The following is a 26,094-nucleotide window of genomic DNA, read 5'->3' as shown; positions in this document are numbered from 1 at the left end:
TTTTTTGTCGCGCAGATGTCGGCAGCGTTCGCTCAGTCGTTTGCCGGTTCCTCTCATCCGCACGTCGCCGGCGCTTTTCCTGCGAAATTGACCGTTGGCGTGCTGGCTAAGGGCTGGATGCCGTTAGACGCTCTCGAAGACGGCCAGCTGACGGGCTTGAGCGCCGACTACCTGCGCGCACTGGTGGGCCCGAACGTCGTTATCGAAGGCAAAGCGTTTCCGGACATGCCGCAACTGCTGGCCGCGGCCTGTGCCGGCAACGTCGACCTCGTGATGAGCGTCGGCCGGACGCCCGAGCGCGAACGCTGCTTCAGTTTCACGGCACCGTATTTTCGTGGAACAACCTCGGTGGTGGCCAGGCGGGACCGCGAAGCGTATGCGGGTCCCGCCCAGCTGACCGGTGCCCACCTTGCTATAGAGAAAGGTTTCGCGCTCGAAAGATCGCTGCGCGAGCGCTTTCCGCGCGCGCAGATCGAAACTTTCGCTAGTACCCATGCGGCGCTGTCGGCGGTCGCGCATGGCGACGCCGACGCCTATCTCGGTTTTACCCCGGCCGTCCAGCACGCGTTGGCCACCGAGGAGTTTCGCAGCCTGCACGTCGCGTTCAAGGAAAACAGCAAAATCTCCGGCCTGCGCTTTGCGGTGCCCCGCAATCGCGCCGCGCTGCGCGACCAGCTCGACCGGGCGCTCACGTCGATGAATCCGGCCGACGATGCGGCGATCCGCATGCGCTGGCTATCCAGCAGCTTCGACGCGCAAGCGGCCTCCGCTGCGCGGCGCCCTCTGCTGACATCGCAGGAGCAGGCCTGGCTGCGTTCGCTGCCGCCGTTGCAGGTGGGGTTCGACAGCGGCTGGCCGCCTTTTAGCTATGTGGACGAATCCGGTCATCCTGCCGGCATCGCGGCCGAGTATCTGGATTACCTGAGCCGTACGTTGGGCATCGTGTTCAATCGTGCCCACACGGCCGACTGGCCCGCGACCATCGAAGCCTTCCAGCGTGGCGATCTGGCCATCCTCACATCCTCCGGCCATGATCCGCGTCTGAAGAACGCGCAATACACGCGTGCGTACGAAAGCTATCCGCTGGTGATCGTCGGACGCGAAGATGAGCCGGCGGCACGAGCACTCAACGATTTCGCCTCGCGCCGCATCGTGGTCTCGCCGCATATCGCCGGTTCGATTCCGCTCTTCGAGAATATTCTGGCAACCCATGTCGTCACCGCGCCCAGTCTCGACGAAGCGTTAAGGATGGTCGCGAACGGCCAGGCAGACGTGGTGGTCGGCAACGTGGCCGCCGTCGATGTTCTGCTCAAGCAACGTTACGCCAGCGTCCTCAAGATCCTCGGAACGGTCAGCGAATCCGACGCGCTCGGCTTTGCCGTTCGCCCCGATCTCGCTCCGCTCGCCGGTTTGATCGACCGCGCCTTGTTAGCCATGCCGCCCGCCGAAAAGCAGCGCATCCGGCAGAAGTGGGTGACCGGCAACACGGGTGCGCAGGGAACCTGGAGCGTCACTGCGGTGCGTCTGCTGCCATTGCTGATCGCCATCGGCGTCGTGCTGCTGGTCACGCTGCGGGCTTATCTGCTGCTGCAACGCGAAGTGCGGCTGCGCAAACAGACCGAACGCGAACTCGCGTTACAGCTGAACTTTCAGGAAACCATGATGGAGATGATCCCCTATCCGCTCGTCGCCAAAGATCTGGATGGCCGTTACATCGCGATCAACCGCGCGTATGAGGAGGCGTGCGGCGTGTGCCGCGAAGCGGTCATCGGGCGCACCGCTTCGGATGTCCAGGCATGGGGCGGCACAAACAGCCGCGTCCTGGAAGACATGATGCGCAACATGCTGACAGGTAGCGAGCTGGCGAAGGTGGAGCTTCAGTTCGAAGACCGCGCCGGCGACTCGCGGCATGGCTTGTTCTGGACCCGGATCTGTCACGGCGCTGACGGTAAGGCGAATTGCGTGCTCGGAACCGTGGTCGACATTACCGACATCCGGCGCGCCGAAATGCTCGCGCGCGAAACCGAACGTCGTCTGTTCGATGTGACGCGTTCATTGCCGGCGGTCGTGTTTCAACTACGGCGCACAGCGGACGGTGCGTACTCGTTCCCGTATATCGGCGGCAACACGTGGCATCTGCTGGGCGGCGACGGGATCGATTTCCGACGCGTGTGCGCGGAAGACCGGCCTTTCGTGCTGGCGGAGCTGGAACGATCGGCTCGCTGCGAAACACCGGTCCATATGGCGTTTCGCTTCGGCGGCGAACATGACCTCAAATGGGCGCGCGCGGAGTTGGTGCCGCGCCGCGAGAACGATGGCAGCGTCGTGTGGAGCGGCTACTGGGTAGACGCGAGTCTGGAGCACGCGCGCTCGGAAGAACTGGCGCGAGCGCGCGATGTGGCCGAAGCAGCGTCGCGGGCCAAAGATGATTTTTTTGCCATGATGAGTCACGAAATCCGCACGCCGATGAACGGTGTGCTTGGCCTCGTCGAAGTGCTGGAGCGCACGCCGCTCAATGTGGATCAGGGGGAAATGCTCAGCATGATTCACGAGTCGGCTGGCGCGCTGCTGCAGATTCTGGACGACCTGCTCGACTATTCGAAAATCGAAGCAGGGCAGTTGACGATCGAAGCCGAGCCCATCGACATGCGCGAACTGGTCGACTATGCGGTCGGTCTGCTGGCTGGCCAGGCTCATGAGAAGGGCCTGAAGGTGCGCGTGGATATTGCGCCTGAGGTCGCCGCCAAGCTGCGAGGCGACAGTGTGCGATTGCGGCAGATTCTGTTCAACCTGCTGGGCAACGCCATCAAGTTCACGCTGGAGGGCGAGGTCGAAGTGCGGGTCGCGGTCGCCGGGCGGAGCGGCGGCGCTCAGACGCTCGAAATGACCGTCGAGGACACCGGCATCGGCATCGCACCGGAGGTGCAGGCGCAGCTGTTCGAGCCGTTCGTGCAGGCGGAGTCGTCGACCACCCGCCGTTTCGGCGGCACGGGTCTGGGCCTGACGATCTGCCGCAAGCTGACCGATCTGATGAACGGCGCACTCGAGCTGCACAGCGAGCCCGGTGCCGGCACCCGCATAACGGTGCGCCTCACCATGCCTGTCGAGTCACCGCGTTACTCGGTGAACGGCTTGCGCGGCAAGCGCGGCGTGGTGGTAACGGGCGGCACGCGAGTGGCGCATGCGCTCATGCATTTCGGCGAGGCGCTTGGACTCGAGTTGCGCCTTGTATCGCCCGATGCGGCGGAGCTGGCCGAGCCCGACACGCTGGCGAACGTCGACCTGATCTTTGTTGGCGAAGATGTGACGTTGCCATTGCCAGCAGGGATGCCGGCGAGTTCGCGACTCATCTGCCTCAGCGAGAAACCAAAGCCGACCGGCTACCGGATTCTCGACGACAACGTGCGAGTCAGCGTCAATCCCATTTCGTGGCGCGGTCTCGGTGTGGCGTGCGCCGCCGCGATGACCGGCCTGCCGTCGGTGGCGCCGCGTGCAGCGGGCATGCCGCGCACGCCGGAGGGCGGTGCCGTACCACCGGACCGCGAGCGCGCGATCGCCAGTGGCCGGCTGATCCTCGTGGCGGAGGATCATCCGGTCAATCAGGAGCTGATTCGTCATCAACTGACTCTGCTCGGCTTTGCCTGCGACGTGGCGAACGACGGCGCCGAAGCACTGGCGGCGCTCGAACAAACCAGCTACGGTTTTCTGATCACGGACTGCCACATGCCGAACCTGTCCGGCTACGAACTGACGCGACGCATCCGGGAGCGGGAGCAGGGCGGCGCGTATCGCCTGCCGATCCTTGGGATTACGGCGAACACCGCGCCCGAGGACCTGAATCTATGCCGTGACGCCGGTATGGACGACTGCCTCGTCAAGCCGACCCGGCTCGCTACGCTGCGTGACTACCTGAGCCGCTGGTTCGGCAGCGACAGCGCGTGGCAAGCCTCACCTGCTGAAACCGTCAGTACGCCGCCGATCGCCGAACCGGATGCACGCGGCGGTGCCGAGCCGTTCGTTCCGGTCGACCTGAGTCACATGACGCAACTGTGGAGCAGCGAATCGACTGTCAAGGCCTTGCTCGACGCGTTTGTTTCGTCGGTGCGTGAAGACGTGCTGGCGTTGGAGCCGCTCCTCGAGCGTAGTGACGTCGAGCGTCTGTGTGAGTGGCATCACCGGGTGGCCGGGGCGGCGAGCGTGCTGCAATATTCGCCACTGCTCAACGCACTGGAAGACTATCGCCGGGACATCGCCATCAAGACGCCGGAACGCGTGCGCAGCGACGGACTGCTGCTGGTGCGTAAATGCAATGCGATGCTGGATGGAATCGAGGCGCAAGCCGCAACGCTCACATGATGTGTCGTTGTGCGGCGACCCGGTTGTACCGTCGCACGGTCCGCGGCCGGTGGCTTCGGCGCCGGCAGACGAGGCGGCAAGGTGAGGAGCAGAACGAGAGGGCAAAAAAAACGCGGCCGAAGCCGCGTTAAAGATTTGGAGACATCCCTCGATGAAGGAGTCACTTCTCGCAAGCCGAAGCATAACCGGGCTCACGCAAAAGATTTATTACGAAATGCGCAATTAACTGTTTGGAAATATCGATGAAAGCGTCGACAGCGTGTTGTTTCGAAGCCAGGTTATGGTGACGACGGGGGTATCCATTACCGCTTCCAAAGCGAAGCGCGTCACCGTGGGAAGAAAAGCACCGCTCGCGGTGCTTTTCTCGTTGTCGGATGCGCGCGGCCAACACCGTCAAGTCACGCGGCCTAGGCGCAAACATGTTGGAAGGATTTGCACTAGTATGTGGTGGCTCCGCGCGTGACCGGGTTTTCGGTGCGGCGGTGTATCAAGTCCGGAGAAGACAATGATTGCACTTCGAAAATTGAATCTCGCTGTGGTGTTGTGGGCGTTGGCATCAGGCGTCGCCTTCGCGGATACGGTGGCGTTGAAGGCGGACCTCGAGCCGTCGAGCGAAGTGCCGCCGCGTGTGAGTCACGGGCACGGCATGTTGAACGCCACGTTCGATACGTCGACCAAAACCCTGCAATGGACGATTACCTATGAAGGACTGAGCGGGCCGGCCACCGCCGCGCATTTTCACGGTCCCGCGCCGGTCGGGCAGAACGCCAAACCCCAGGTGCCGATCGAGAAGGGCGCTCTTGCCAGCCCGATCAAAGGATCGGCCGTGCTTACCGAACAGCAGGTGACGGACCTGATGGCGGGGCAGTGGTACTTCAACGTCCACACGGGACAGAACCCGATGGGCGAGATTCGCGGGCAGGTTTTGCCGGCTAACTAGGGCGTTGTGTACACCACTTTCGGTAGAACAGGCGGTTTTCAAGATTAGAAGCCGCCGTCCACCGACGTTTTGGCGAACGCACGTACCATGACGGGACACTATCGAAGGAGCGTGTCCCGATGAGCTGGCAAAGTGCGCTCGCGTGCTGGTATCTGCGCAGACAGTTTCTACCGCAAACTCTCAAGCCGCGCATCAATGTCGAGAAAGCGCGCGCGCTGACGGCCAAGCGTGTCTGGTCGCCACGTGTGCCCGCCGGCTGGAATCTGCGCGAAATGTACGGGCCGGGCGATCAACCGTTGCACGGCGAGTGGATCGAACGCATCGATGGCGCGTCCAGCGTCAGGAACCAGCCGACGGTGCTGTATTTCCACGGCGGCGGCTATTACTTCTGTTCGCCGCGTACGCATCGCTCGCTTGTGTTTGGTCTGGCGACGCGTGCCAATGCGCCGGTCTTTTCGCTCGACTACCGGCTCGCGCCCGAGCATCGCTTCCCGGCGGCGCTCGATGATGCTACCGCGGCCTATCGCCAGTTGATCGCCGACGGCACGCCGCCGGAGTCGATCGTGATCTCGGGCGATTCAGCGGGCGGCGGTCTCGCGCTAGCCACGCTCGTCGCGTTGCGCGATGCCGGCGATCCTCTACCGGCAGGAGGCCTGCTGTTCTCGCCCTGGACCGATCTGGCCGCTGCCGGCGCCACCATCCGCACCAATGACGGTCTCGATCCGATGTTCAGCGGCCCCGCAATTGCTCTCGCGGCGCAGGTTTATCTCGGTGACGCGGCCGCAACGCATCCGTACGCTTCGCCGGTCTACGCCGACCTGCACGGCCTGCCGCCGCTCTTCATCATGGCGGGCAGCACCGAGGTGCTGCTGGACGACTCGCAACGCGTCGCCGACAACGCGCGCGCCGCTGGCGTGGTCTGCGAGCTCGAAGTGTGGAAGAAGATGCCGCATGTGTGGCCGCTGTTCACACCGTTCATCCCGGAAGCGAACCGCGCGCTCGACCGCGCCGCGGCTTTCGTGCGGCGCGTAACCAGTGAAGCGGGCGGGCGCGACGCCGCTGCTCAACCGTCGAGTGCGATGTCGATTGTCTGATAGGCGGCCTCGACCGTTTCCTGACCGTATTGCCGCTCCAGCCGCCGCACGGTGAAGTGGCCATGCGCGACCTGCTGGAAGTGGTCGATGAACACCGTGTTGACCATCGCGCCGAGCACAGCGCCGATTGCCGGAATCGATTTGGCAGCGATCTGCTCGCTCACTTGCACCGAGAAGCGCGCGGCAATCGTGTTGAGCAGGCGCAGCAACGCGGCGGACCCATGCGCGGTGAAGCCCTTCGTCGCGATTTCGGATGAAGCTTTCGAAACCGCCTGCGCCAGCGCGCCGCGCATGATGAAGTAGCCGAAGTCGGCGTCGTCATCGGCTTTCGATGTGCCGCCCATGCCCAGCACCGTCAGGCACTGCAGCTGCGTGTCGATCGACGACAGATCCTCGCCCTCGCTGCGCGCGATGTCGCAGATCGAGCGGAACATCAGCGTGGTCGTCACCGGCAACTCGACTGGCAGCGCGAACAGTCCGAATGCGCCGCCGGCCGCGCCGGTGGTCGCTACGGCGAATTTATGCAGCAGGTTGCTCGGCTTGTCGGGCACGCTCAGCGGCGCTGCGCCGTCCTGCCGTCCAAGCGTGCGCAGCGCGATCGACAGGCACTTGCGCAACGCCAGTTCCGTTGCATCCGTGACCTTTTTGTTGGCGAAAGCCGGCATCCGCGACATCAGTTTCTCCAACGGCGAACCGACGATGCTGGCCAGTTTCATCGCCAGAGCGGGGCTTTCCAGTTGGTGTTTCGCGCGCCGCAGCGCGATCAGATCTTCGTTCGATAAAGCAAGTGCCGCGAGCGAACTCGGCTCCATGTGCCTCCCTGGCGTCATGTGTTTCCCGTTCTTCAGTCGATTTGAATCGATTTGGCGGCGCGCTGAACCTCGCCAACGTCCCAGTTTAGAACGTCGCACCATGGTATGATTCCCCATTGATTGACGAGTCAACTGTTGCGCTATCAAAAATGGCTGTCCATACCGCTGCTCACCACTCGAGTGGGCAAGTTTTACCCTTCCGTGAATCGTTGCTGGCGATGCTCGGCATTTCCTTCGTCACGATGCTGGTCGCGCTCGACCAGACCGTGGTGGGCACCGCTTTGCCCACCATCGTGTCGGAGCTGAAAGGTTTCGAGCTGTACGCGTGGGTCGCCACGTCGTACTTGCTTACCTCGGTGATCACTGTGCCGATCTTCGGCCGGCTCGGCGATTATTACGGGCGCAAACCGTTCGTGATCGCATCGATCATCGTGTTCACCGCGGCGTCGGTGTTATGCGGCGCCGCCAACAACATGCTGTTTCTCGTGCTCGCGCGCGGTCTGCAGGGCGTCGGCGGCGGCATGCTGGTCGGCACCGCGTTCGCCAGCATTCCCGATCTCTTTCCCGATTCGGTCGTGCGTCTGCGCTGGCAGGTGCTGATGAGTTCGGCGTTCGGCATTGCGAATGCGGTGGGTCCGTCGCTCGGCGGTTTTCTCACGCAGTACTACGGCTGGCGCTCGGTGTTCTATGTGAATCTGCCGGTCGGCTTGCTGTCGCTGTTTTTCGTCTGGCGCTTCCTGCCGCATCTGCGGCACGTCGAGCACGAAGGCAAGATGCGGCTCGACTGGCCCGGCGCGTTGCTGATTGCGGTGTCGCTCGGCTCATTGCAATTGTTCGTCGAGTTGTTGCCGAAACATGGCGTCACCTTCGGCGCGTTCGCGCTGCTGGCGTTGAGCGTCGCGTCGGCGTACGCGCTGTGGCAGTGGGAAAAGCGCTGCCCGACTGCGATTCTGCCGGTCGATATGTTCCGCAACCGCAGTCTCGCCGCGCTGTTCACGCTGGCGGTGCTCGGCGGCTTCACGATGTTCTCGCTGCTGTTCTACGCGCCGTTACTGTTCCAGGGCGGCTTCGGCATGTCGCCGAAAGAAGCGGGGCTCGTCATTACGCCGCTCGTCGTGTTCATCACGGTCGGCAGTATTGCGAACGGGCGGATCGTCTCGCGCGTGCGTAATCCGAATCTGATGCTGTACGTTGGCTTCGCGCTAGTGGCGCTTTCGTGCCTCGGCGCGGTCGTCGCCACGCGTTCGATGCCGCAATGGATGCTGATGTCGTTCATGGTTCTCGGCGGCCTTGGTCTCGGTTTCGTGATGCCGAACCTGACGATCTTCGCGCAGCAGACGGCCGGCCGCGAGCACCTCGGCATCGCCACGGCGCTGCTACAGTCGCTGCGGATGATCGGCGGGATGATCGGCACGGCGCTCACCGGCACGCTGGTCACCCACATGTACGCGAGCGGCGTGCGCAGCGCGCTGGAAAACGATCATGCGACCCAGTGGTTCGCCGATCTGGGCGACCCGCAAATCCTGATCAATCGCGATGCGCAAACCACCTTGCTCGGTCAGTTGACGCATGCCGGCCACAACGGTGCGATGCTGCTGGAAACCGCGCGCGAGGCGCTGGTCGCGGCGATTCATCTGGGTCTGGCGCTGGCGGCGATCATCGCTGTGTTGTCGGTGTGGCAAAGCCGCCGTGTGCCGCCGGTCAAGCTCCAGCGCAAGCTCGAGCCGGTGATTCACGCGGACTGAATTTTTCGACTTACCGTTTTACTGACACGTCATGGAAGAACAGGACCGCGTCGCCGTCGTGCAGCAATTCGGCCGCACTTATCGGGCGTTCATGTCGGCATTCGAGGCGCACGTCGGCCATCCGTTGCCGCGCTGGCGCATTCTGCTGGCGCTGCACGAACAGGCTGGGGAGTCGTCGCAGAAGCGGCTGGTCGAGCGCTTGCGTGTCGATCCGGGCGCGCTCACGCGGCAATTGAAAACGCTGGAAGGGCTCGGCTGGATCGCCCGCAGTATGGATACGCGCGATAACCGCGTGACCAACGTGCGCCTGACCGAAGCGGGGCTGTCGGCGACCGAAGCCAGCATGCCGCGTCGTAATGCATTTCTGCACGACACGATGGCCGGGTTGCCGGACGACGCGCTGGCGGCGCTGTCGGGCGCGTTGAAGCTGCTCGAAGTGCGGATCGGCGAAGTGGCGGCCACGGCCAGCAGTGCCGCCGCTACGCAAGCGCCCGAAGCGGTGGGCGCCGACCCCGAGCGCCAGGTTTAAGCGAGTACGCCGCCGTGACGAGCGGCGCGCCACCTTGTGTTGAGCGCGCCGTTTTCAACGTCGTCAGAAGAACGTTTCGATCACCTCGGTGACGCGATACGACGGGTCGACCACCAGCACCTGACGCCACTTATCGAACGTCAGACAGGGGTGGGAGATGTCGAACGCGATCATGTCGCCCACCTTCAGGTCGGCGCCGGCGGGAATCCGCAAATACGCGTGCTGATCCATCAAGCCGAAAATCTCCCAGCCTTCGCTGGCCGCGACATCGCGCGGCGCCTCGCTGCCCGGACGATAGTGGCGCGCCGGTTCCGGCATGCCCGCGTCGAACGCGGAATCGCGCTTGCCGAGACCGATGATCGCGCGATCCGGTTCCGGAATCGATTGCACATACGCCCACAGTTGCAGTGCCGGCAGCAAGCCTTCGCCCATTTTCTTCGCGACCGGATTGCGCGCAAAGATGTCCGTCTGCGCTTTGCGGTAGATGCCGACGTCATGTGTCAGATAGCAGCCGGGGCGCAGCACGACTTCGACCTTGCCGGTTTCCGACGCCTTCACGAATTCTTCCGCGACCACGTCATACCAGGCCGAGCCCGCGCCCGACAGAACGGCCGGCGTGCGGGCAAAACGCCCTTCGTCGACGAGCGCGCGCGTGACGGCAACAGCGCTTTGCAGAAACTCGCGCACTTCGTGTTCTTCTTTCAGCACGCCCTCATACAACTCGACGCCCGCCAGTTTCAAAACGCCCGGATAGCGCGCGATCGCATCGAGCACCGCGTTGCGCTGTGCATCGTCGCGTACGCCGGTGCGGCCGCCCGGCACGCCGAGTTCGAGTAGCACCTGCAGCGATTTGCGCACCGACGTGAAGAACTTGCCCAACTGCTCGACACCTTCGACCGAATCGACGAGGCAAAAGAACTCGAAATCGGGATCGCTCAGCAACTCGGCGACCATCATCATGTTGTGGCGGCCGACCAACTGGTTGGCCATCAACACCCGCGAAACGCCGCCGTGATATGCCGCGCGCACCTGATGCGCCGTGGCGAGCGTGATGCCCCATGCGCCGGTTTCGAGCTGACGGCGAAAGAGCTGCGGCGACATTGTCGTTTTGCCGTGCGGCGCGAGCTTGACGCCGTACTCGGCGACGAATGCCTGCATCCACTTCAAGTTGTGTTCTACACGGTCCGCGTACAGCACCGCGGCGGGCAGACTCACGTCTTCGTTCAGCAGATTCCACTCGAGGCGCGCGGCATCCGTCAATTGGATGCTGGTGCCTGGAACCATGCCCAAGCCCTTGCTATAAGGATCAATCGTTGCGCCCTGATAGTTTGTAACTTTCATGTCTCCCTGCTCCATCGTCCAGTTAAATTGAATCAAAGTTGACTTTACTATGTTACCGAAAGTACGATGGGTGCAGAAATGTTATTTAGTACCACGGCTTGCTCGGCCATGCTCACGGGCGGCTGTGCGGGCATCCCACCGTCTGCAATGAACTCTACTGCTGAACCGCTGGCTTTCGACATCGTCGCGCGCATTGCCGAATGCGCGCCGGAATTGCGCTCGGCCGAGCGTAAGGTCGCCGCGCTGATTCTCGACGATCTGACCGGCGCGTCGCGCGCCAGCATCGGTGCGCTCGCGCAGCAAGCGGAGGTGAGCGTGGCGACCGTGACGCGCTTTGCCAAGGCCGTGGGTTGCCGCGACGTGCGGGAGCTGAAACTGCGGCTCGCCCAGGCGGCCGCGGTCGGCCAGCGCTTTCTGAAAGCGGGCGGTCCCACGGATGCTCCTGAGCCGATCGCCACCCGCGTGTTCGACGAAGTGCAGACCGCGCTTACCCATAACCATCAATTGCTGCGCCAGGCACCGCTCACCGAAGCCGCAGCCGCATTACGCGCTGCGCGGATGATCTACGTGTTCGGCATGGGCGGCGGCTCGACCGCGCTCGCCGACGAGATGCGTTTCAGGCTGGTCCGCCTTGGCCGGCCCGTTGCGACCTATCAGGACGGCCTGTTGCAGCGCATGGTGGCGAGCACGGTATCGCGCGAGTGCGTCGTGATCACGCTGTCGACGACGGGCCGTGTGCCGGAGATGGTCGAGAATTGCCGGATCGCGCGCAGCTACGGCGCGACCGTGATTGCGCTGACTGCACCGGCTTCACCGCTCGCAAAACTGGCCGATTGGGTGATCCCGATCGTCGCGTTTGAGACCGATTTCATTTACAAGCCGTCGTCGTCGCGCTACGCGATGATGATGGCGCTCGATGTACTCGTCACCGAACTTGCCGTCAGTCAGGGTGAGGAGAGCCGAGAATTGCTCCGCCGCATGAAGCACGCGCTCGACGCGCACCGTGGCGGTGGCGATCGACAACCGTTAGGAGACTGATCCATGCATTCGCATCCCGAAGCCGCCGATACGCTGATCGTCGGCGCGCAACTATATGACGGCACGGGCGCACCGCCGGTCGAACGCGACGTCGCGATTCGCGACGGCCGCATCGCGGCGATCGGCAATCTGTCGAACTGGCTTGCCGAAGAGGTGGTCGAGGCCAATGGCCGCGCGTTGGCGCCGGGTTTCATCGACGTTCATACGCATGACGACACGCACGTGATCCGTTCGCCGCAAATGCTGCCAAAGATCACTCAGGGCGTGACGACGGTGATCGTCGGCAACTGCGGGATCAGTGCGTCGCCGGTCGCGTTGAAGGGCGATCCGCCCGATCCGATGAACCTGCTCGGCGAGCGCGACGCGTTCCAGTATCCGACCTTTGCTGAATACGTAAAAGCGGTCAACGCCGCGCGGCCCGCGGTGAATGTCAGCGCGCTGATTGGGCATACGGCATTGCGCAGCAACCAGATGGACCGGCTGGATCGCGCGGCGACACCGCAGGAAATCGAAGGCATGCGCGCGCAACTCGAAGAGGCTTTGTCGAATGGCGCGTTGGGCCTGAGCTCGGGGCTCGCATACGGTTCCGCGTTTTCCGCGCCGACCGAGGAAGTGATGGCGCTGGCCGAGCCGCTCGCTGCCGCCGGCGCGCTGTACACGACGCACATGCGCACCGAGTTCGACGCGATTCTCGACGCAATGGACGAAGCGTATCGGGTCGGCCGTCACGCCCATGTGCCGGTGGTGATATCGCATCTGAAGTGCGCGGGGCCGTCGAATTGGGGGCGTAGCGAGGAGGTGCTGAACTCGCTGGAGGGCGCGCGGCGCATGCAGCCGATTGGTTGCGACTGTTATCCGTATAACCGCAGTTCGTCGACGCTCGATCTGAAGCAGGTGACGGGCGACATCGACATCACGATTACGTGGTCCGAGCCGCATCCCGAGATGGCGGGCAAGCTGGTGAAGGAGATTGCCGCCGAGTGGGGCGTCACGCAGCAGGAGGCGGGCAAGCGCTTGCAGCCAGCTGGCGCGGTGTATCACAACATGTCCGAGGACGACGTGCGGCGGATTCTGTCGCATCCCGCGACGATGGTCGGGTCTGATGGTTTACCGAACGATCCGTTGCCGCATCCGCGGTTATGGGGCGCGTTTCCGCGCGTGCTGGGGCATTACGTGCGCGATGCCGGTTTGTTGCCGCTGGAAGAGGCGGTGCGCAAGATGACCAGCTTGTCGGCGCGGCGGTTTGGTTTGGCGCAGCGTGGCGAGGTGCATATCGGCTATCACGCGGATCTGGTGTTGTTCGACCCGGCGCGGGTTCGCGATGCCGCGACGTTTGAGAAGCCGCAGCAAGCGGCGGATGGCATTGATGCGGTGTGGGTGAATGGCGTGTTGTCTTACCGCGATGGAGCCGTGACCGGCGAGCGCGCGGGTCATTTTGTGGCGCGTGGCGCGGCGTCGAAGGGTGATGCGCACGGCGCGTTTTGATTTTTTGGTTTTTTCGTTTTCTGTTTTCTGATTGATCCGGCATGCGGTAGTGGCGTTGCTCGTGCATGCTGGGCTTTTTAAGGAGTTTGATGATGAAGCGATATGGCGTTGAAGGTGGGAAAGGAACCGGTGGTCAGCATATGCCCTTTGCTCGGGCTGTCGAAGCGGATGGCTGGTTGTTCGTTTCCGGACAGACGCCGATGGAAAATGGCGAGGTCATCAATGGCGGGATTGTTGAGCAATCGCACAAGGCGATTCAGAATGTTTTCGCTATTCTGAAAGAAGCCGGGTATGGGGCGGAGCATGTCGTCCGCTGTGGGGTTTGGCTCGATGATCCGCGAGATTTTGCTTCTTTTAATAAGGTTTTTCGGGAGTATTTTGGGGAGAATCCGCCGGCGAGAGCTTGTGTGGTGTCTTCTATGGTGATTGATTGTCGGGTTGAGGTTGATTGCGTTGCTTATAAGAAACCTGCGGGTTGAGGTTTTTTTATTCGCCGTAGGCGGTGATTGGGGGTTTTGTTTGCCTTTCGCGGCGGTATTTGTCTGTGTGCCTACGGCGTTGGCCTTTCCTTGATTTCTTAGTGGTCTATTAGCGTCGCCCCTGTGCGGGGCAGGCACTTACTTTCTTTGCCGCCGCAAAGAAAGTAAGCAAAGAAAGCGGCTTCACACCGCTAATTCTTAAGCGGGTCCCCTGGCTTGGAGGAGGCAGTGGAGCATCTGGAATCAGTGTTCTCGCACATTCGGCGCTGGTGACAAGGCAGTCATACTTCCGGCGGCGCTACGCGCGCCGTGGCGGTGCTTCACAAAACCTTCTGGTCGTTTCCGCTCCGCGTTGAAGCAACCGCGGCGGCATTTTTCAAGCCGAAGCAATCTTCTGCGTCCCGCCGAATAAACTGCTGCGCGTTACTTTTCCAGCAATCCATAAAGCGCAAGCCGCAAATCACTTCGGCGCCTCGCCGAGGCGAAGTGCCTGGGGGTGCGAGTGCGGTCACCACTCCGAGTGAGGCGCTATTGCCTTAGCCAGGCATCGGGGACACAAGGACGAGCCACCGCGCCGAACCAGGCGCAGGCGCTAAAACCGCCAGGCGGTTTTGTGAAGTACCGCCACGGCGCGCGCAGCGCCGCCGGAAGAATGACTGCCTTGTCACCAGCGCGGAGTGCGCGAGAACACCGATTCCAGATGCTCCACTGCCTCCTCCAAGCCAGGGGACCCGCTTAAGAATTAGCGGTGTGAAGCCGCTTTCTTTGCTTACTTTCTTTGCGGCGGCAAAGAAAGTAAGTGCCCGCCCCGCACAGGGGCGAAGCTAATAAACCACTAAGAAAACAAGGAAAGGCCAACGCCGTAGGCACACAGACAAAAAGCGCCGCGAAAGGCAAACAAAACCCCCAATCACCGCCTACGGCGACCAAACAAAAGCTACTGCCGAGCCAGCCGCATATTGTCTGGCATGGGCAAATTAAAATTCGTCCGAAACGGATTAATATCCAGTCCACCGCGGCGGGTATACCGCGCATAAACAGCGAGCTTAACCGGCCGGCAGGCCTTGAGAACATCAATAAAAATCTTCTCGACACACTGCTCATGAAACCCGGTGTGATTCCGATAGGAAATGATGTACCTCAGCAAGCCCGCATGATCAATCTGCGGTCCAACGTAATGAATCTGCACGCTACCCCAGTCAGGCTGCCCAGTCACCGGACAATTCGACTTCAATAAATTAGAAACCAAGGTCTCCTCAACCGGCGCCTCATCGAGCGCCGCCTTCAGCAATGAAGCGTCAGGCCGATAAACATCGGTATCCAGATCGAGCCGGTCCAGCGACAGCCCTTCAAACTCTTCCATCTGCAACTTGCCGAACTCATGCGGCGCAGCCAGATGAACAGAAACAGAAGCGCCGCAAGAAGCGGAAACATCCCGTTTGATCGTCTCCCGCACAACGTCCATCGACTCAAAAGCCGTCTGCGCAAACGACCCCAAATACAGCTTGAACGACTTCGACTCGACAATATTCGGCGAATCAGCCGGTACATAAAAAGTAGCCACAGCAATCTGCGGCTTGCCGCGCGCGTTCAGCCAGGAAAGCTCGTAAGCATTCCAGATGTCCGTGCCGAAAAACGGCAATTGCGCGCCAATCCCAATCGCTTCGCGCGCATTCTTGCGCGCAATCGGAAAGAGCAGCGAAGCGTCATATTGTTCGGTGTAAGCAGAAGGCTTACCCAGCGGTGATTGTTCGGGTGTCATGATGCGTTCACAATGCCACTCAGCACGTGCCCCGTCGCCGTCACGACGCGAGCCGATTCGCAATGGCCAATTTGGTCGTCGAAGAAAAAGTCCGGCTCGAACTCGCGCAGAAATGCGCTCTTGTCGAGGCCGCCGAGGAACATCGCTTCGTCGATTTCGATGTTCCACGCCATCAATGTGCGGATCGCGCGTTCATGCGCGGGCGCGGAACGCGCCGTCACCAATGCCGTACGAATATGCATCGGCGCGGCTTCGTCCGCGAGTTTCTGCAGCCGGTGCAGCGCTTCGAGCAACGGCTTCAAAGGCCCATCCGCCAGCGGCAAATCCTTGTTGTGAATCTCATGGCCGACGAACGCTCGCAGGCCATCCTTTTGAAACACGCGCTCGGCTTCGTCGGAAAACAACACGGCGTCGCCGTCGAATGCGATCCGGATTTCGTCCGGATACTTGCTCGCCATTTTCGCCGATTCGGGCAATACGCGCGCAGCCGGAAAACCAGCGGCCAGTGCGTCGCGCACATCGTCCTGATTCGCAGACAAAAACAGCGACGCGTTCAGCGGCTTCAGATAGCCAAACGGCGCCCGTCCACGCGTAAAGACGCCTCGCTCGATCGCTAACCCATGCTCGCGGCACGAATGGAATGCGCGCAGTCCGCTGATCGGATCGCTGCGCGACAGGATCACCACTTCGACGCGATGGCCACCGGCGTTCAACGCCAGCAGCTTGCGGATCAACGGAAACGCGACGCCCGGTTTCGCAGGCACGGTCAGGCGGTCGCGCTGCAACGCTTCATACGCGCGCAGGTCGCCGTCCTCGTACACGCGGTTCTCTTCCTCGAAGTCGAACAGCGCGCGCGACGAAATTGCCACGACCAGTTTGTCGGCAAGCGAAAGAGCCATCTGCGCGTCTCAGTCCAAAAAAATCAAGCGAGGAACAAGCGATACACCGGGTTGCCGGTCTCTTCCCAGTAGGGATAACCGAGCGTCGCGAGAAAGCGCTCGAACTCGCCGTTCTCGCTTTCCGGCACCTGAATGCCGACCAGAATCGAACTGTAGTCTGCGCCCTGGTTACGGTAGTGGAACAGGCTGATATTCCAGTTCGGCGCCATCGACGACAGGAACTTCATCAGCGCACCCGGCCGCTCCGGAAACTCGAAGCGGAACAGGCGCTCATCATGCGCGAGCGGCGAACGGCCACCGACCATATAGCGGATGTGCTGCTTCGAGAGCTCATCGAACGTCAGATCGACGGTGGCAAAGCCGTGCGCTTCGAACGCGCCCGCGATCTGCGCCGACTCGCTGCGATTCCGGATCTGCACGCCGACGAAGATATGCGCGGAATTCGCATCCGCGATCCGGTAGTTGAACTCGGTCACGCTGCGCGTGCCGACCAGCTCGCAGAAACGCCGGAAGCTGCCGCGCTCTTCGGGGATTGTCACGGCGAACACCGCTTCGCGCGCTTCACCGACTTCGGCCCGTTCGGCGACGAAACGCATCCGGTCGAAGTTCATGTTCGCACCCGAGGTGATCGCGATCAGCGTCTGGTTCTCGATGCCCTCGCGCTCGGCATACTGTTTCGCGCCGGCTACAGCGAGCGAGCCGGCGGGCTCCAGCACGCTGCGGGTGTCCTGAAACACATCCTTGATCGCCGCACACAAAGCATCAGTATTCACGAGCAGCACGTCGTCGAGATATTCGCGGCACAGGCGGAAGGTTTCTTCGCCGACCAGCTTCACCGCCGTGCCGTCCGAAAACAGGCCGACTTCATTCAGCGTGACACGCTCGCCGGCTTTCAGCGACGCCGCCATCGCACACGAATCGTCGGTCTGCACGCCGATCACCTTGATCTCCGGGCGCACCGATTTCACATACGCGGCCACGCCTGCCGCCAGTCCGCCGCCGCCGATCGGCACGAAGATCGCGTGGATCGGCCCCTGATGCTGGCTGAGGATCTCCATCGCGACCGTGCCCTGGCCGGCGATCACATACGGATCGTCGAACGGATGCACGAAGGTCAGCCCGCGCGCTTCCTGTAGCGTGACGGCGTGCGCATACGCATCGCTATACGACTCACCGAACTGCACCACTTCGACAGTCGGCCCGCCATGCGCGCGCACCGCATCGACCTTCACCTGCGGAGTGGTCACCGGCACGACGATGATCGCCTTCACGCCCATGCGCGCCGCCGACAGCGCCACGCCCTGTGCATGATTGCCCGCCGACGCGGTAATCACGCCACGCTCCAGCGCCTCGGCCGGAATATGCGCCATCTTGTTGTACGCGCCGCGCACCTTGAACGAGAACACCGGCTGGTTGTCCTCGCGCTTCAGATAGACGGGATTGCGCAACCGTGACGACAGATTCGGCGCACGTTCGAGTTCGGTCTCGCGGGCCACGTCGTAGACGCGCGCGGTCAGGGTTTTCTTCAGATAGTCGTGGGAAGCCATGCGGGTGGCGCGGTGCGCTTTGTGAGACGGGAAAGGGTCAATGATAGCGCCAACGGTGCGCTCTCTGACCCTCAGCGTATCGCTCGGGGCTTCGGTCGGAGGCCCGCCCGACCGTTCGGTCGGAAAATCTGTCGCGGGCGCTGCCACGCGTCGTCCGACAGGAAAGCGGCCAAAGCCCCGCCACAGCCCGGATTTTACGCGTCAACGCGCAGCTGGATCATGCGGTAGAATTCCATTTTGGAATAAGGATCGGAAGATGCACTGGCAGCCTCGGATCGCCCATTTGATGCCCGCCCCGCGTGAGTCTCGCCCCGCGGCGGAGCGTCACGTCCGCCACGCGCGATCGTGTAGCTGTCTCTGAGCGCCGCGAAGCGACTGATGTGGGTAGACCGTCGGTCGTGCTTCGCTCCACAAGAAAATTTCCAGCATTGCGCACCACGCGCACTGTCAGCCGGCGCCTCGTCTATGAGCCCGCCGGGTTGACCCACCGAGTCGTCCGAACATGAACGCACCTCAAAGTTTCGATCCGCACGGGGCCGCCGCCGCGGTGGCCGCCGATCCCGAAGCGCGTCTGCGCGAAATCCCCTATAACTACACATCGTTTTCCGATCGCGAAATCGTCATCCGTCTGCTCGGCGACGAAGCCTGGGCGGCTTTGGCCGAACTGCGCGCGGAACGCCGCACCGGCCGCTCGGCGCGGATGCTGTACGAAGTACTCGGCGACATCTGGGTGGTGCGCCGCAATCCTTACCTGCAAGACGACCTGCTCGACAATCCGAAGCGCCGCGCGCTGCTGATCGAGGCACTGCATCATCGTCTCTCCGAGATCGAGAAGCGCCGTCGCGCCGATCTGGTCGAGCACGGCGATGCAGCAGGCGTTGACCGGGCCGCTCGCGTCGAAACACTGGTCACGGCCGCACGCCGCGCCGTCGACGATTTCGAGACCGAATTCCAGAAGACGACCGATCTGCGCCGCCGCACGAACAAGGTGTTGGGCCGCGTCACGGAAAAAGACAACATCAAGTTCGACGGCTTGTCGCGAGTGTCGCATGTGACCGACGCGACCGACTGGCGCGTCGAGTACCCGTTCGTCGTGCTGACGCCGGATACCGAAGCCGAGATCGCCGGCATGATCAAGGCGTGTTTCGAACTCGGTCTGACCGTGATTCCGCGCGGAGGCGGCACGGGCTACACGGGCGGCGCGGTGCCGCTTACGCCGTTCTCGGCCGTCATCAACACCGAAAAGCTCGAACAACTCGGCGCGGTCGAATTGACCGTGCTGCCGGGCGTCGAGCGCAAAGTGCCGACGATTTTCTCCGGCGCGGGCGTCGTCACCCGCCGTGTGACCGAAGCGGCCGAACAGGCAGGCTACGTGTTCGCGGTCGATCCGACATCGCTGGACGCATCGTGTGTTGGCGGCAATGTCGCGATGAACGCGGGCGGCAAGAAGGCGGTGTTGTGGGGCACGGCGCTCGATAACCTCGCCTGGTGGCGCATGGTCGACCCGGAAGGGAACTGGCTCGAAGTCACGCGTCTGGACCATAACCTCGGCAAGATCCACGACATCGAAGTCGCGCGTTTCGAACTGAAATGGTTCGACGGCAACTACGCACCGGGCGAAAAGCTGCTGCGCACGGAAGCGCTCGACATCAAAGGCCGCGTGTTCCGCAAGGAAGGGCTCGGCAAGGACGTCACCGACAAATTCCTCGCCGGACTGCCGGGCGTGCAGAAAGAAGGCTGCGACGGGTTGATCACGTCGGCGCGCTGGGTGCTGCACAAGATGCCGGCGCACACGCGCACGGTCTGCCTCGAATTCTTCGGCCAGGCGCGCGAAGCGATTCCGAGCATCGTCGAAATCAAGGACTACCTGTTCGAAACGTCGAAGCAGGGCGGCGCGATTCTCGCCGGCCTCGAACACCTCGACGAGCGCTATCTGCGGGCGGTCGGCTACGCGACCAAGAGCAAGCGCAACGCGTTTCCGAAGATGGTGCTGATCGGCGACATCGTCGGCGACGATGCCGATGCGGTCGCGCAGGCCACGTCGGAAGTCGTGCGGATGGCCAACGGCAAGAGCGGCGAAGGTTTCGTCGCGGTCAACGCCGAGGCGCGCAAGCGTTTCTGGCTCGACCGCAGCCGTACCGCCGCGATCGCGAAGCACACCAACGCGTTCAAGATCAACGAAGACGTGGTGATCCCGCTCGACCGGATGGGCGAGTACACCGACGGCATCGAGCGCATCAACATCGAGTTGTCGATCAAGAACAAGCTGCAACTGGTCGACGCGCTGGAAGCGTTCTTCAAGGGCGGTAAGCTGCCGCTCGGCAAGAGCGACGACGCCAATGAAATCCCGAGCGCAGAGTTGCTCGAAGATCGCGTGCAACAGGCGCTCGATCTGCTGAAGAAGGTGCGCAGGCGCTGGGAATTCCTGCGCGACAAGCTCGATCTGTCCTTGCGCGAGGCGCAGCACTATCTGGTCGGCCTCGGCTACGAAGGGCTGGCGGAGAAGTTCGCCGATCGCGTCGACGCGCAGCCGGATGCGACCGTATTCCACATCACGCAAGACCGTACGGTGCGCGTGTCGTGGAAGGCCGAGATCCGGGCTGAGTTGCGTCAGATCTTCAACGGCGGCGAGTTCAAGCCGATCCTCGACGAAGCCCAGGCGATCCACAAGCAGGTGCTGCGTGGTCGTGTGTTTGTCGCGCTGCACATGCACGCCGGCGACGGCAACGTGCACACGAACCTGCCGGTCAACTCCGACAACTACGAGATGCTGCAGGACGCCCACGCGGCGGTCGCACGCATCATGAAGCTGGCGCGTTCGCTCGACGGCGTGATTTCCGGCGAGCACGGCATCGGTATTACGAAACTCGAATTCCTCACCGAAGACGAGATCGGCGAATTCCGCGCTTACAAGCAGCGCGTCGATCCGCATGGCCGCTTCAATGCGGGCAAGCTGCTCGAAGGCGCCGACTTGCGTAACGCCTACACGCCTAGCTTCGGCCTGATGGGCTATGAATCGCTGATCATGCAGCAGTCCGATATCGGTGCGATCGCCGATTCGATCAAGGACTGTTTGCGTTGCGGCAAGTGCAAGCCGGTGTGCGCGACCCACGTGCCGCGCGCGAACCTGCTGTATAGCCCGCGCAACAAGATTCTCGCAACGTCCTTGCTGGTCGAGGCGTTCCTGTACGAAGAGCAAACCCGCCGGGGCGTGTCGATCAAGCACTGGGACGAGTTCAACGACGTCGCCGATCACTGCACCGTCTGTCACAAATGCGTGACGCCGTGCCCGGTGAAGATCGACTTCGGCGACGTGACGATGAATATGCGCAACCTGCTGCGCAAGATGGGCAAGAAGAAGTTCAATCCGGGCAACGCGGCCGGCATGTTCTTCCTGAACGCCACCAATCCGCAGACCATCAACCTTGCGCGCACCGCGATGATGGGGATCGGCTACAAGGCGCAGCGCCTTGGCAACGACGTGCTGAAGAAGTTCGCGAAGAAGCAGACGGCGCATCCGCCGGCGACGGTCGGCAAGCCGCCGGTCACGCAGCAGGTGATCCACTTCATGAACAAGAAGATGCCGGGCAATCTGCCGAAGAAAACGGCGCGCGCGTTGCTCGACATCGAAGACAACAAGATCGTGCCGATCATCCGCAATCCGAAGACGACCACCGCCGATACGGAAGCGGTGTTCTACTTCCCGGGCTGCGGCTCGGAGCGGCTGTTCTCGCAAGTGGGGCTGGCTACGCAAGCGATGCTGTGGGAAGCGGGCGTGCAAACCGTGCTGCCGCCGGGCTATCTGTGCTGCGGCTATCCGCAGCGCGGCTCGGGCCAGTTCGACAAGGCCGAGCAGATCGTTACCGATAACCGCGTGCTGTTCCACCGCGTCGCGAATACGCTGAACTACCTCGACATCAAGACGGTGGTGGTGTCGTGCGGCACGTGTTACGACCAGCTCGCGGGCTACGAATTCGAGAAGATCTTCCCGGGCTGCCGGATCATCGACATCCACGAGTTCCTGCTGGAGAAGGGCATCAAGCTCGAAGGCGTGAGCGGCATGCGCTACATGTATCACGACCCGTGCCACACGCCGATCAAGACAATGGATCCGGTCAAGCTCGTCAATGAACTGATGGGCTCGGAAAAAGACGGCTACAAGATCGAGAAGAACGACCGCTGCTGTGGCGAATCCGGCACACTCGCAGTGACGCGCCCTGACATTTCGACGCAGGTCCGTTTCCGCAAGGAAGAAGAAATCCGCAAGGGCGCTGCCAGGTTGCGCGACATTCCGTTGGTCGCCGAAGGTGCGGTGGGTGCGTCGAACAACGGTTCGGCGCTCAAGGCCGGCGACGGTTCGCAGCCGAAGGGCGCCACCGACGTGAAGATCCTGACGAGCTGCCCGTCCTGCCTGCAAGGTCTGTCGCGCTATAACGAAGACACGAACACCGAGGCGGACTACATCGTCGTCGAGATGGCGCGTCACGTGCTCGGTGAAGACTGGATGGCGGATTACGTCCAACGGGCGAACAATGGCGGAATCGAGCGCGTGCTGGTCTAATGGCACTACCGAAGATTTCTGCCTGAGGACGACGATGGACTGTGTTTTTTGCCGCGAAGAAGGCGGCGACGTGCTGTGGCAGGACGACACCCTGCGTGTCGTCCTCGCCGACGAACACGATTACCCGGGCTTCTGCCGGGTGATCTGGAACAGGCACGTAGCCGAGTTTTCCGATCTTGCCGGAAACGACCGCGATCGCGTGATGCGGGCCGTGTGTGCGGTCGAACACGCGATGCGGCGCATCATGCAGCCGGTCAAAGTGAATCTGGCGAGCCTCGGCAACCAGGTGCCGCACGTGCATTGGCATGTGATTCCGCGTTTTTCGAACGACGCGCATTTCCCGCTGCCGATCTGGGCGCCGCGGCAACGCACGGTATCCGAAGCATTGTTGTCGTCGCGCCGCGCGCAGGCTACCTTGCTGCGCGATGCGGTGCGCCAGGAAATCGAACAAGCTTTCGCCTGAGGCCATCATGAGCGGACTGACTCCCGATACTCCGGTGCCGACCGGTGTGGTCGTGCATTCCAAATCGCGCGTGCTCGAACTGCAGTACGCAAACGGCGAGACGTATCGCGTGCCGTTCGAATTGCTGCGCGTGTATTCGCCGTCGGCGGAAGTGATGGGCCACGGGCCCGGCCAGGAAACCTTGCAGACCGGCAAGCGCGACGTGACGATCACGATGATCGAAGGTGTCGGCAACTACGCGTTGCAGCCGACTTTCTCCGATGGCCATGCCACCGGTCTCTATTCCTGGGACCTCTTGTACGACCTTGCAGTCCGTCAGGATGAACTCTGGCGCGCCTATCTCGCCAAACTGGAAGCGGCCGGCGTCGACCGCGATGCGCCCATGACCCCATCCGGCGCTGCGCACGGGCACTGTCACTGATACGATTCGCCCTGATCGCCGCACTGATGCGGCGCAACATTTCAGAATACGCGAAAGGACAAGCGCGATGAGCAAAACCCACTTCGGCTTTCAATCGGTCGACGAACAGGAAAAAGCGCAGAAGGTGGCGGGCGTGTTCCACTCGGTTGCCGCTAACTACGACTTGATGAACGACCTGATGTCGGGCGGGTTGCACCGGGCGTGGAAGATGTTCACGATCGCCCAGGCCAACGTGCGGCCGGGCTTCAAGGTGCTCGATATCGCGGGCGGCACGGGCGATCTGTCCAAGGCGTTCGCCAAACAGGCAGGCGAGACCGGCGAAGTCTGGCACACCGACATCAACGAATCGATGCTGCGCGTGGGCCGCGACCGCCTGCTAGATAAGGGCGTGATCACGCCGGCGCTGCTCTGCGACGCCGAAAAGATCCCCTTTCCGGACAATTACTTCGATGTGGTCACCGTGGCATTCGGCCTGCGCAACATGACACACAAAGATGTTGCGCTGGCGGAAATGCGCCGGGTGCTGAAACCGGCCGGCCGTCTGCTGGTACTGGAGTTCTCGAAGGTGTGGGATCCGCTCAAAAAGGTCTACGACGTCTATTCTTTTAAGGTGTTGCCGTGGCTCGGCGACCGCTTTGCGAAAGACGCCGAGAGCTACCGCTACCTCGCGGAATCGATCCGAATGCACCCGGATCAGGAAACTTTAAAAACAATGATGGAACAAGCGGGCCTGGACGGCGTCAAATATTACAATTTGTCAGCTGGCGTGGTAGCTTTACATGTGGGGACCAAATACTAGGGTTCCTAACCCATCGTTTTTTAAAGGAAAGTACGAAAATGTCCGATTCAGGTGTGTTATCTCCCCGTAAGGTTTCGAGGTCGTTGGTGAGAAGAATCGGACTGATCGCGATGGTCGGTCTGATCATGGCCGGCTCTCTCGCCTCGCTCGATGTCGAAGCACGCCGCTTGGGCGGCAGCCGCAGCATCGGCCGTCAGTCGAATACGGTTCAGCAGCAATCTGCGCCGGCGCAGCCGTCCCAAAGCAATCAGGCGATGCAGCAGCGTGCGCAGCCGGCTCCGGCGCCCGCGCCGACACCGGCCGCACAGCCTAACCGCTCGCGCTGGCTCGGCCCGATCGCCGGTCTCGCGGCCGGTCTCGGCATCGCTGCCTTGTTGTCGCACTTCGGTCTTGGCGGCGCGTTTGCCGGCGCCATGGCCAACATCATCGTGATCGCCGTGATCGCGATGATCGGTATCTGGCTGATCCGCCGCTTCATGGGCCGCAAGCGCGATGCGGGGCAACCGGCTTACGCGGGCGGCTCGCCGTCGCTGAACTCGGGCGGCACCGGCTACGCGCAGGAACCGCGCTACGGCGCACCGCCCACCGGCTCGTACCTCGAACCGCAAGGCAATCCGCTGAGCACGCCGTCCATCAACGCCGCGCCCGTTGTGCCGGCTGGCTTTGATTCGGAAGCGTTCCTGCGTAACGCCAAGGTGTACTTCGTGCGCCTGCAAGCGGCATGGGACGTCGGCAACATGGAAGACATCCGCGAATTCACGACGCCGGAAATGTTCGCCGAAGTGAAGGTCGATCTGAGCTCGCGCGGTGCGGAGTCGAATCAGACGGACGTGGTGCAACTGAACGCCGAGCTGCTGGGCGTCGAAGAGCGCGCGAACGAGCACTTCGCCAGCGTGCGCTTCTCCGGCTTGATCCGCGAATCGGCGGGTGCGGCGGCCGAGCCGTTTGTCGAAGTCTGGAATTTGTCGAAGTCGAACCGCGCCGGCGAAGGCTGGCTGCTGGCGGGCATTCAGCAAGTGGCACAGCACTAAGACAACGCTAAGGCAGCACCGCTCGTCCTGACTTCGCACAAAGCATTGGCCGTTCGGCATAGCAAGCCGCGAAGCGAACGGACGTTACAATAGGAACCCGCGCGGGCACCTCGCCCGCGCGGGTTTTTTCTTGCCACTTTCAATGACCCTCGCCGCCAAGCCCTTCGCTGCTGCCGTCAATCACCTGCTCGCCCGTGAATCGTGGGCTCGTGAGCGCCTCGCCCCGTACGCGGGCAAAACCGCCAGACTGTCGTGTCCGCCGGTCGTGTTGACGCTGCTGGTGCAACCCGATGGCTACCTGAGCGCGGTCGGCGAAACCGAGGCGCAACAGTTCGATGTGACCATCGCGGTGCCGTCCGACGCGCTGCCGGCCTTCGTGCAAGGCGGCCAGACCGGCGTGATGAAGCACGTGAAGATCGAAGGCGACGCCGAGTTCGCAACCGTGATCGCGAAGCTCGCCGAGCATCTGCGCTGGGAGCCGGAAGAGGACCTGGCGAAACTGATCGGCGATGGTCCGGCATGGCGGGTTGCGTCGGTCGTGCGCACGGTCGGCGAACATGCGCGGCGCACCGGCCGCAACCTGCTCGATACGGCCGCCGAATATCTGCTCGATGAGAATCCGCAGTTGGTGCGGCGCGCCGCGCTCGACGATTTCAACGTCGAACTGGCACGTGCACGCGATGCTTTGGCGCGCGTTGAAAAGCGCCTCGAACGTCTCGAACAGAAGGTCGAAGCCCGTGGTGCCGATGCGTCGGGCGGCGCCGCCACGTTGCGCGGCACGCGCTAGTCACC

The 26,094-nt window shown here is 62.4% G+C and carries 19 protein-coding genes; 14 read left to right on the top strand and 5 right to left on the bottom strand.

Annotation, left to right across the window (positions count from 1 at the left end; all coding sequences use genetic code 11):
- The first annotated feature begins 15 nt into the window (after window positions 1-15).
- The 3 genes from WN982_RS18035 (at window position 16) to WN982_RS18025 (ending at window position 6,390) form a co-directional block, all read left to right on the top strand.
- Window positions 16-4,356 carry a transporter substrate-binding domain-containing protein gene (locus tag WN982_RS18035; protein ID WP_341315834.1) on the top strand — a complete coding sequence of 1,447 codons (4,341 nt, stop codon included), beginning with the start codon at window positions 16-18 and terminating at the stop codon, window positions 4,354-4,356.
- A 505-nt stretch (window positions 4,357-4,861) separates the two neighbouring features.
- On the top strand, window positions 4,862-5,296 hold the full coding sequence (locus tag WN982_RS18030) for a CHRD domain-containing protein (RefSeq protein WP_341313273.1): 435 nt from the start codon (window positions 4,862-4,864) through the stop codon (window positions 5,294-5,296).
- Window positions 5,297-5,415: 119 nt separating this feature from the next.
- The gene (locus tag WN982_RS18025) at window positions 5,416-6,390 is read left to right on the top strand and encodes an alpha/beta hydrolase (protein ID WP_341313272.1); all 975 of its coding nucleotides are present in this window, start codon (window positions 5,416-5,418) and stop codon (window positions 6,388-6,390) included.
- On the opposite strand, the gene WN982_RS18020 is transcribed toward WN982_RS18025, so the two are convergent.
- The gene (locus WN982_RS18020; protein WP_341313271.1) at window positions 6,360-7,202 is read right to left on the bottom strand and encodes an EcsC family protein; all 843 of its coding nucleotides are present in this window, start codon (window positions 7,200-7,202) and stop codon (window positions 6,360-6,362) included. The two genes, WN982_RS18025 and WN982_RS18020, sit on opposite strands and share 31 nt — an antisense overlap.
- A gap of 149 nt (window positions 7,203-7,351) precedes the next feature.
- Between WN982_RS18020 and WN982_RS18015 the strand changes: the two genes are divergently transcribed.
- Window positions 7,352-8,947, top strand: a complete 1,596-nt coding sequence (locus tag WN982_RS18015) for an MDR family MFS transporter (RefSeq protein ID WP_341313270.1) — start codon at window positions 7,352-7,354, stop codon at window positions 8,945-8,947.
- Between the two features lie 31 nt (window positions 8,948-8,978).
- A complete protein-coding gene (locus WN982_RS18010) occupies window positions 8,979-9,476 on the top strand; it encodes a MarR family winged helix-turn-helix transcriptional regulator (RefSeq protein WP_341313269.1) in 498 nt (165 codons plus the stop codon).
- A 63-nt stretch (window positions 9,477-9,539) separates the two neighbouring features.
- Here the strand turns inward: WN982_RS18010 and WN982_RS18005 are convergent, their stop codons facing one another.
- Window positions 9,540-10,817, bottom strand: coding sequence for an amino acid deaminase (locus tag WN982_RS18005; protein ID WP_341313268.1), 1,278 nt, complete (start codon window positions 10,815-10,817; stop codon window positions 9,540-9,542).
- A 147-nt stretch (window positions 10,818-10,964) separates the two neighbouring features.
- Here WN982_RS18005 and WN982_RS18000 point away from each other — a divergent pair, with 147 nt between their 5' ends.
- The 3 genes from WN982_RS18000 to WN982_RS17990 all read left to right on the top strand — a co-directional run bounded on the left by WN982_RS18000 (window position 10,965) and on the right by WN982_RS17990 (window position 13,819).
- Window positions 10,965-11,855: a MurR/RpiR family transcriptional regulator gene (locus tag WN982_RS18000; RefSeq protein ID WP_341313267.1), complete on the top strand. Its 891-nt coding sequence runs from the start codon at window positions 10,965-10,967 to the stop codon at window positions 11,853-11,855.
- 3 nt (window positions 11,856-11,858) lie between these two features.
- Window positions 11,859-13,340, top strand: a complete 1,482-nt coding sequence (locus WN982_RS17995; RefSeq protein WP_341313266.1) for a D-aminoacylase — start codon at window positions 11,859-11,861, stop codon at window positions 13,338-13,340.
- Window positions 13,341-13,432: 92 nt separating this feature from the next.
- Complete coding sequence (locus WN982_RS17990; RefSeq protein WP_341313265.1) at window positions 13,433-13,819, top strand: RidA family protein; 387 nt, start codon at window positions 13,433-13,435, stop codon at window positions 13,817-13,819.
- Between the two features lie 937 nt (window positions 13,820-14,756).
- Here the strand turns inward: WN982_RS17990 and queF are convergent.
- The 3 genes from queF to ilvA are packed head-to-tail and all read right to left on the bottom strand — an operon-like array spanning window position 14,757 to window position 18,027.
- Complete coding sequence (gene queF, locus WN982_RS17985; protein ID WP_341313264.1) at window positions 14,757-15,581, bottom strand: NADPH-dependent 7-cyano-7-deazaguanine reductase QueF; 825 nt, start codon at window positions 15,579-15,581, stop codon at window positions 14,757-14,759.
- Entirely contained in the window at window positions 15,578-16,480 is a 903-nt protein-coding gene (locus tag WN982_RS17980) for a 5'-nucleotidase (RefSeq protein ID WP_341313263.1), read from the bottom strand. Before WN982_RS17980 ends, queF begins: the two co-directional genes overlap by 4 nt.
- A 23-nt stretch (window positions 16,481-16,503) precedes the next feature.
- Entirely contained in the window at window positions 16,504-18,027 is a 1,524-nt protein-coding gene (gene ilvA / locus WN982_RS17975; RefSeq protein ID WP_341313262.1) for a threonine ammonia-lyase, biosynthetic, read from the bottom strand.
- A gap of 502 nt (window positions 18,028-18,529) precedes the next feature.
- Here ilvA and WN982_RS17970 point away from each other — a divergent pair.
- The 6 genes from WN982_RS17970 to WN982_RS17945 all read left to right on the top strand — a co-directional run bounded on the left by WN982_RS17970 (window position 18,530) and on the right by WN982_RS17945 (window position 26,089).
- Window positions 18,530-22,588, top strand: a complete 4,059-nt coding sequence (locus WN982_RS17970) for an FAD/FMN-binding oxidoreductase (RefSeq protein ID WP_341313261.1) — start codon at window positions 18,530-18,532, stop codon at window positions 22,586-22,588.
- A gap of 34 nt (window positions 22,589-22,622) precedes the next feature.
- Window positions 22,623-23,051, top strand: a complete 429-nt coding sequence (locus tag WN982_RS17965) for an HIT family protein (protein ID WP_341313260.1) — start codon at window positions 22,623-22,625, stop codon at window positions 23,049-23,051.
- Window positions 23,052-23,058: 7 nt separating this feature from the next.
- A complete protein-coding gene (locus WN982_RS17960) occupies window positions 23,059-23,472 on the top strand; it encodes a DUF971 domain-containing protein (protein WP_341313259.1) in 414 nt (137 codons plus the stop codon).
- Window positions 23,473-23,539: 67 nt separating this feature from the next.
- The gene (ubiE, locus tag WN982_RS17955; protein WP_341313258.1) at window positions 23,540-24,271 is read left to right on the top strand and encodes a bifunctional demethylmenaquinone methyltransferase/2-methoxy-6-polyprenyl-1,4-benzoquinol methylase UbiE; all 732 of its coding nucleotides are present in this window, start codon (window positions 23,540-23,542) and stop codon (window positions 24,269-24,271) included.
- A 38-nt stretch (window positions 24,272-24,309) separates the two neighbouring features.
- Window positions 24,310-25,302: a TIM44-like domain-containing protein gene (locus WN982_RS17950; RefSeq protein ID WP_341313257.1), complete on the top strand. Its 993-nt coding sequence runs from the start codon at window positions 24,310-24,312 to the stop codon at window positions 25,300-25,302.
- A gap of 142 nt (window positions 25,303-25,444) precedes the next feature.
- Window positions 25,445-26,089: an SCP2 sterol-binding domain-containing protein gene (locus tag WN982_RS17945; RefSeq protein WP_341313256.1), complete on the top strand. Its 645-nt coding sequence runs from the start codon at window positions 25,445-25,447 to the stop codon at window positions 26,087-26,089.
- The last annotated feature ends 5 nt before the right edge of the window (window positions 26,090-26,094 follow it).

Origin of the sequence: Paraburkholderia sp. IMGN_8, assembly GCF_038050405.1 — a bacterium.
In the GTDB taxonomy this organism is placed as follows: Bacteria; Pseudomonadota; Gammaproteobacteria; order Burkholderiales; family Burkholderiaceae; genus Paraburkholderia.
Note: the sequence above shows the minus strand (reverse complement) of the source record. Positions and strands in the feature narration are given on the sequence as shown.

Excerpts from the sequence above, each read along its gene's own strand:
- WN982_RS18015 (WP_341313270.1), top strand. The coding sequence starts at position 7,352 with ATGGCTGTCCATACCGCTGCTCACCACTCGAGTGGGCAAGTTTTACCC.
- ubiE (WP_341313258.1), top strand. The coding sequence starts at position 23,540 with ATGAGCAAAACCCACTTCGGCTTTCAATCGGTCGACGAACAGGAAAAA.
- WN982_RS18030 (WP_341313273.1), top strand. The coding sequence starts at position 4,862 with ATGATTGCACTTCGAAAATTGAATCTCGCTGTGGTGTTGTGGGCGTTG.
- WN982_RS17970 (WP_341313261.1), top strand. The coding sequence starts at position 18,530 with ATGAACGCACCTCAAAGTTTCGATCCGCACGGGGCCGCCGCCGCGGTG.
- queF (WP_341313264.1), bottom strand. The coding sequence starts at position 15,581 with ATGACACCCGAACAATCACCGCTGGGTAAGCCTTCTGCTTACACCGAA.
- WN982_RS17980 (WP_341313263.1), bottom strand. The coding sequence starts at position 16,480 with ATGGCTCTTTCGCTTGCCGACAAACTGGTCGTGGCAATTTCGTCGCGC.
- WN982_RS18005 (WP_341313268.1), bottom strand. The coding sequence starts at position 10,817 with ATGAAAGTTACAAACTATCAGGGCGCAACGATTGATCCTTATAGCAAG.
- ilvA (WP_341313262.1), bottom strand. The coding sequence starts at position 18,027 with ATGGCTTCCCACGACTATCTGAAGAAAACCCTGACCGCGCGCGTCTAC.
- WN982_RS17990 (WP_341313265.1), top strand. The coding sequence starts at position 13,433 with ATGAAGCGATATGGCGTTGAAGGTGGGAAAGGAACCGGTGGTCAGCAT.
- WN982_RS18000 (WP_341313267.1), top strand. The coding sequence starts at position 10,965 with ATGAACTCTACTGCTGAACCGCTGGCTTTCGACATCGTCGCGCGCATT.
- WN982_RS17945 (WP_341313256.1), top strand. The coding sequence starts at position 25,445 with ATGACCCTCGCCGCCAAGCCCTTCGCTGCTGCCGTCAATCACCTGCTC.
- WN982_RS17995 (WP_341313266.1), top strand. The coding sequence starts at position 11,859 with ATGCATTCGCATCCCGAAGCCGCCGATACGCTGATCGTCGGCGCGCAA.
- WN982_RS18025 (WP_341313272.1), top strand. The coding sequence starts at position 5,416 with ATGAGCTGGCAAAGTGCGCTCGCGTGCTGGTATCTGCGCAGACAGTTT.
- WN982_RS17960 (WP_341313259.1), top strand. The coding sequence starts at position 23,059 with ATGAGCGGACTGACTCCCGATACTCCGGTGCCGACCGGTGTGGTCGTG.
- WN982_RS18020 (WP_341313271.1), bottom strand. The coding sequence starts at position 7,202 with ATGGAGCCGAGTTCGCTCGCGGCACTTGCTTTATCGAACGAAGATCTG.
- WN982_RS18010 (WP_341313269.1), top strand. The coding sequence starts at position 8,979 with ATGGAAGAACAGGACCGCGTCGCCGTCGTGCAGCAATTCGGCCGCACT.
- WN982_RS17965 (WP_341313260.1), top strand. The coding sequence starts at position 22,623 with ATGGACTGTGTTTTTTGCCGCGAAGAAGGCGGCGACGTGCTGTGGCAG.
- WN982_RS18035 (WP_341315834.1), top strand. The coding sequence starts at position 16 with ATGTCGGCAGCGTTCGCTCAGTCGTTTGCCGGTTCCTCTCATCCGCAC.
- WN982_RS17950 (WP_341313257.1), top strand. The coding sequence starts at position 24,310 with ATGTCCGATTCAGGTGTGTTATCTCCCCGTAAGGTTTCGAGGTCGTTG.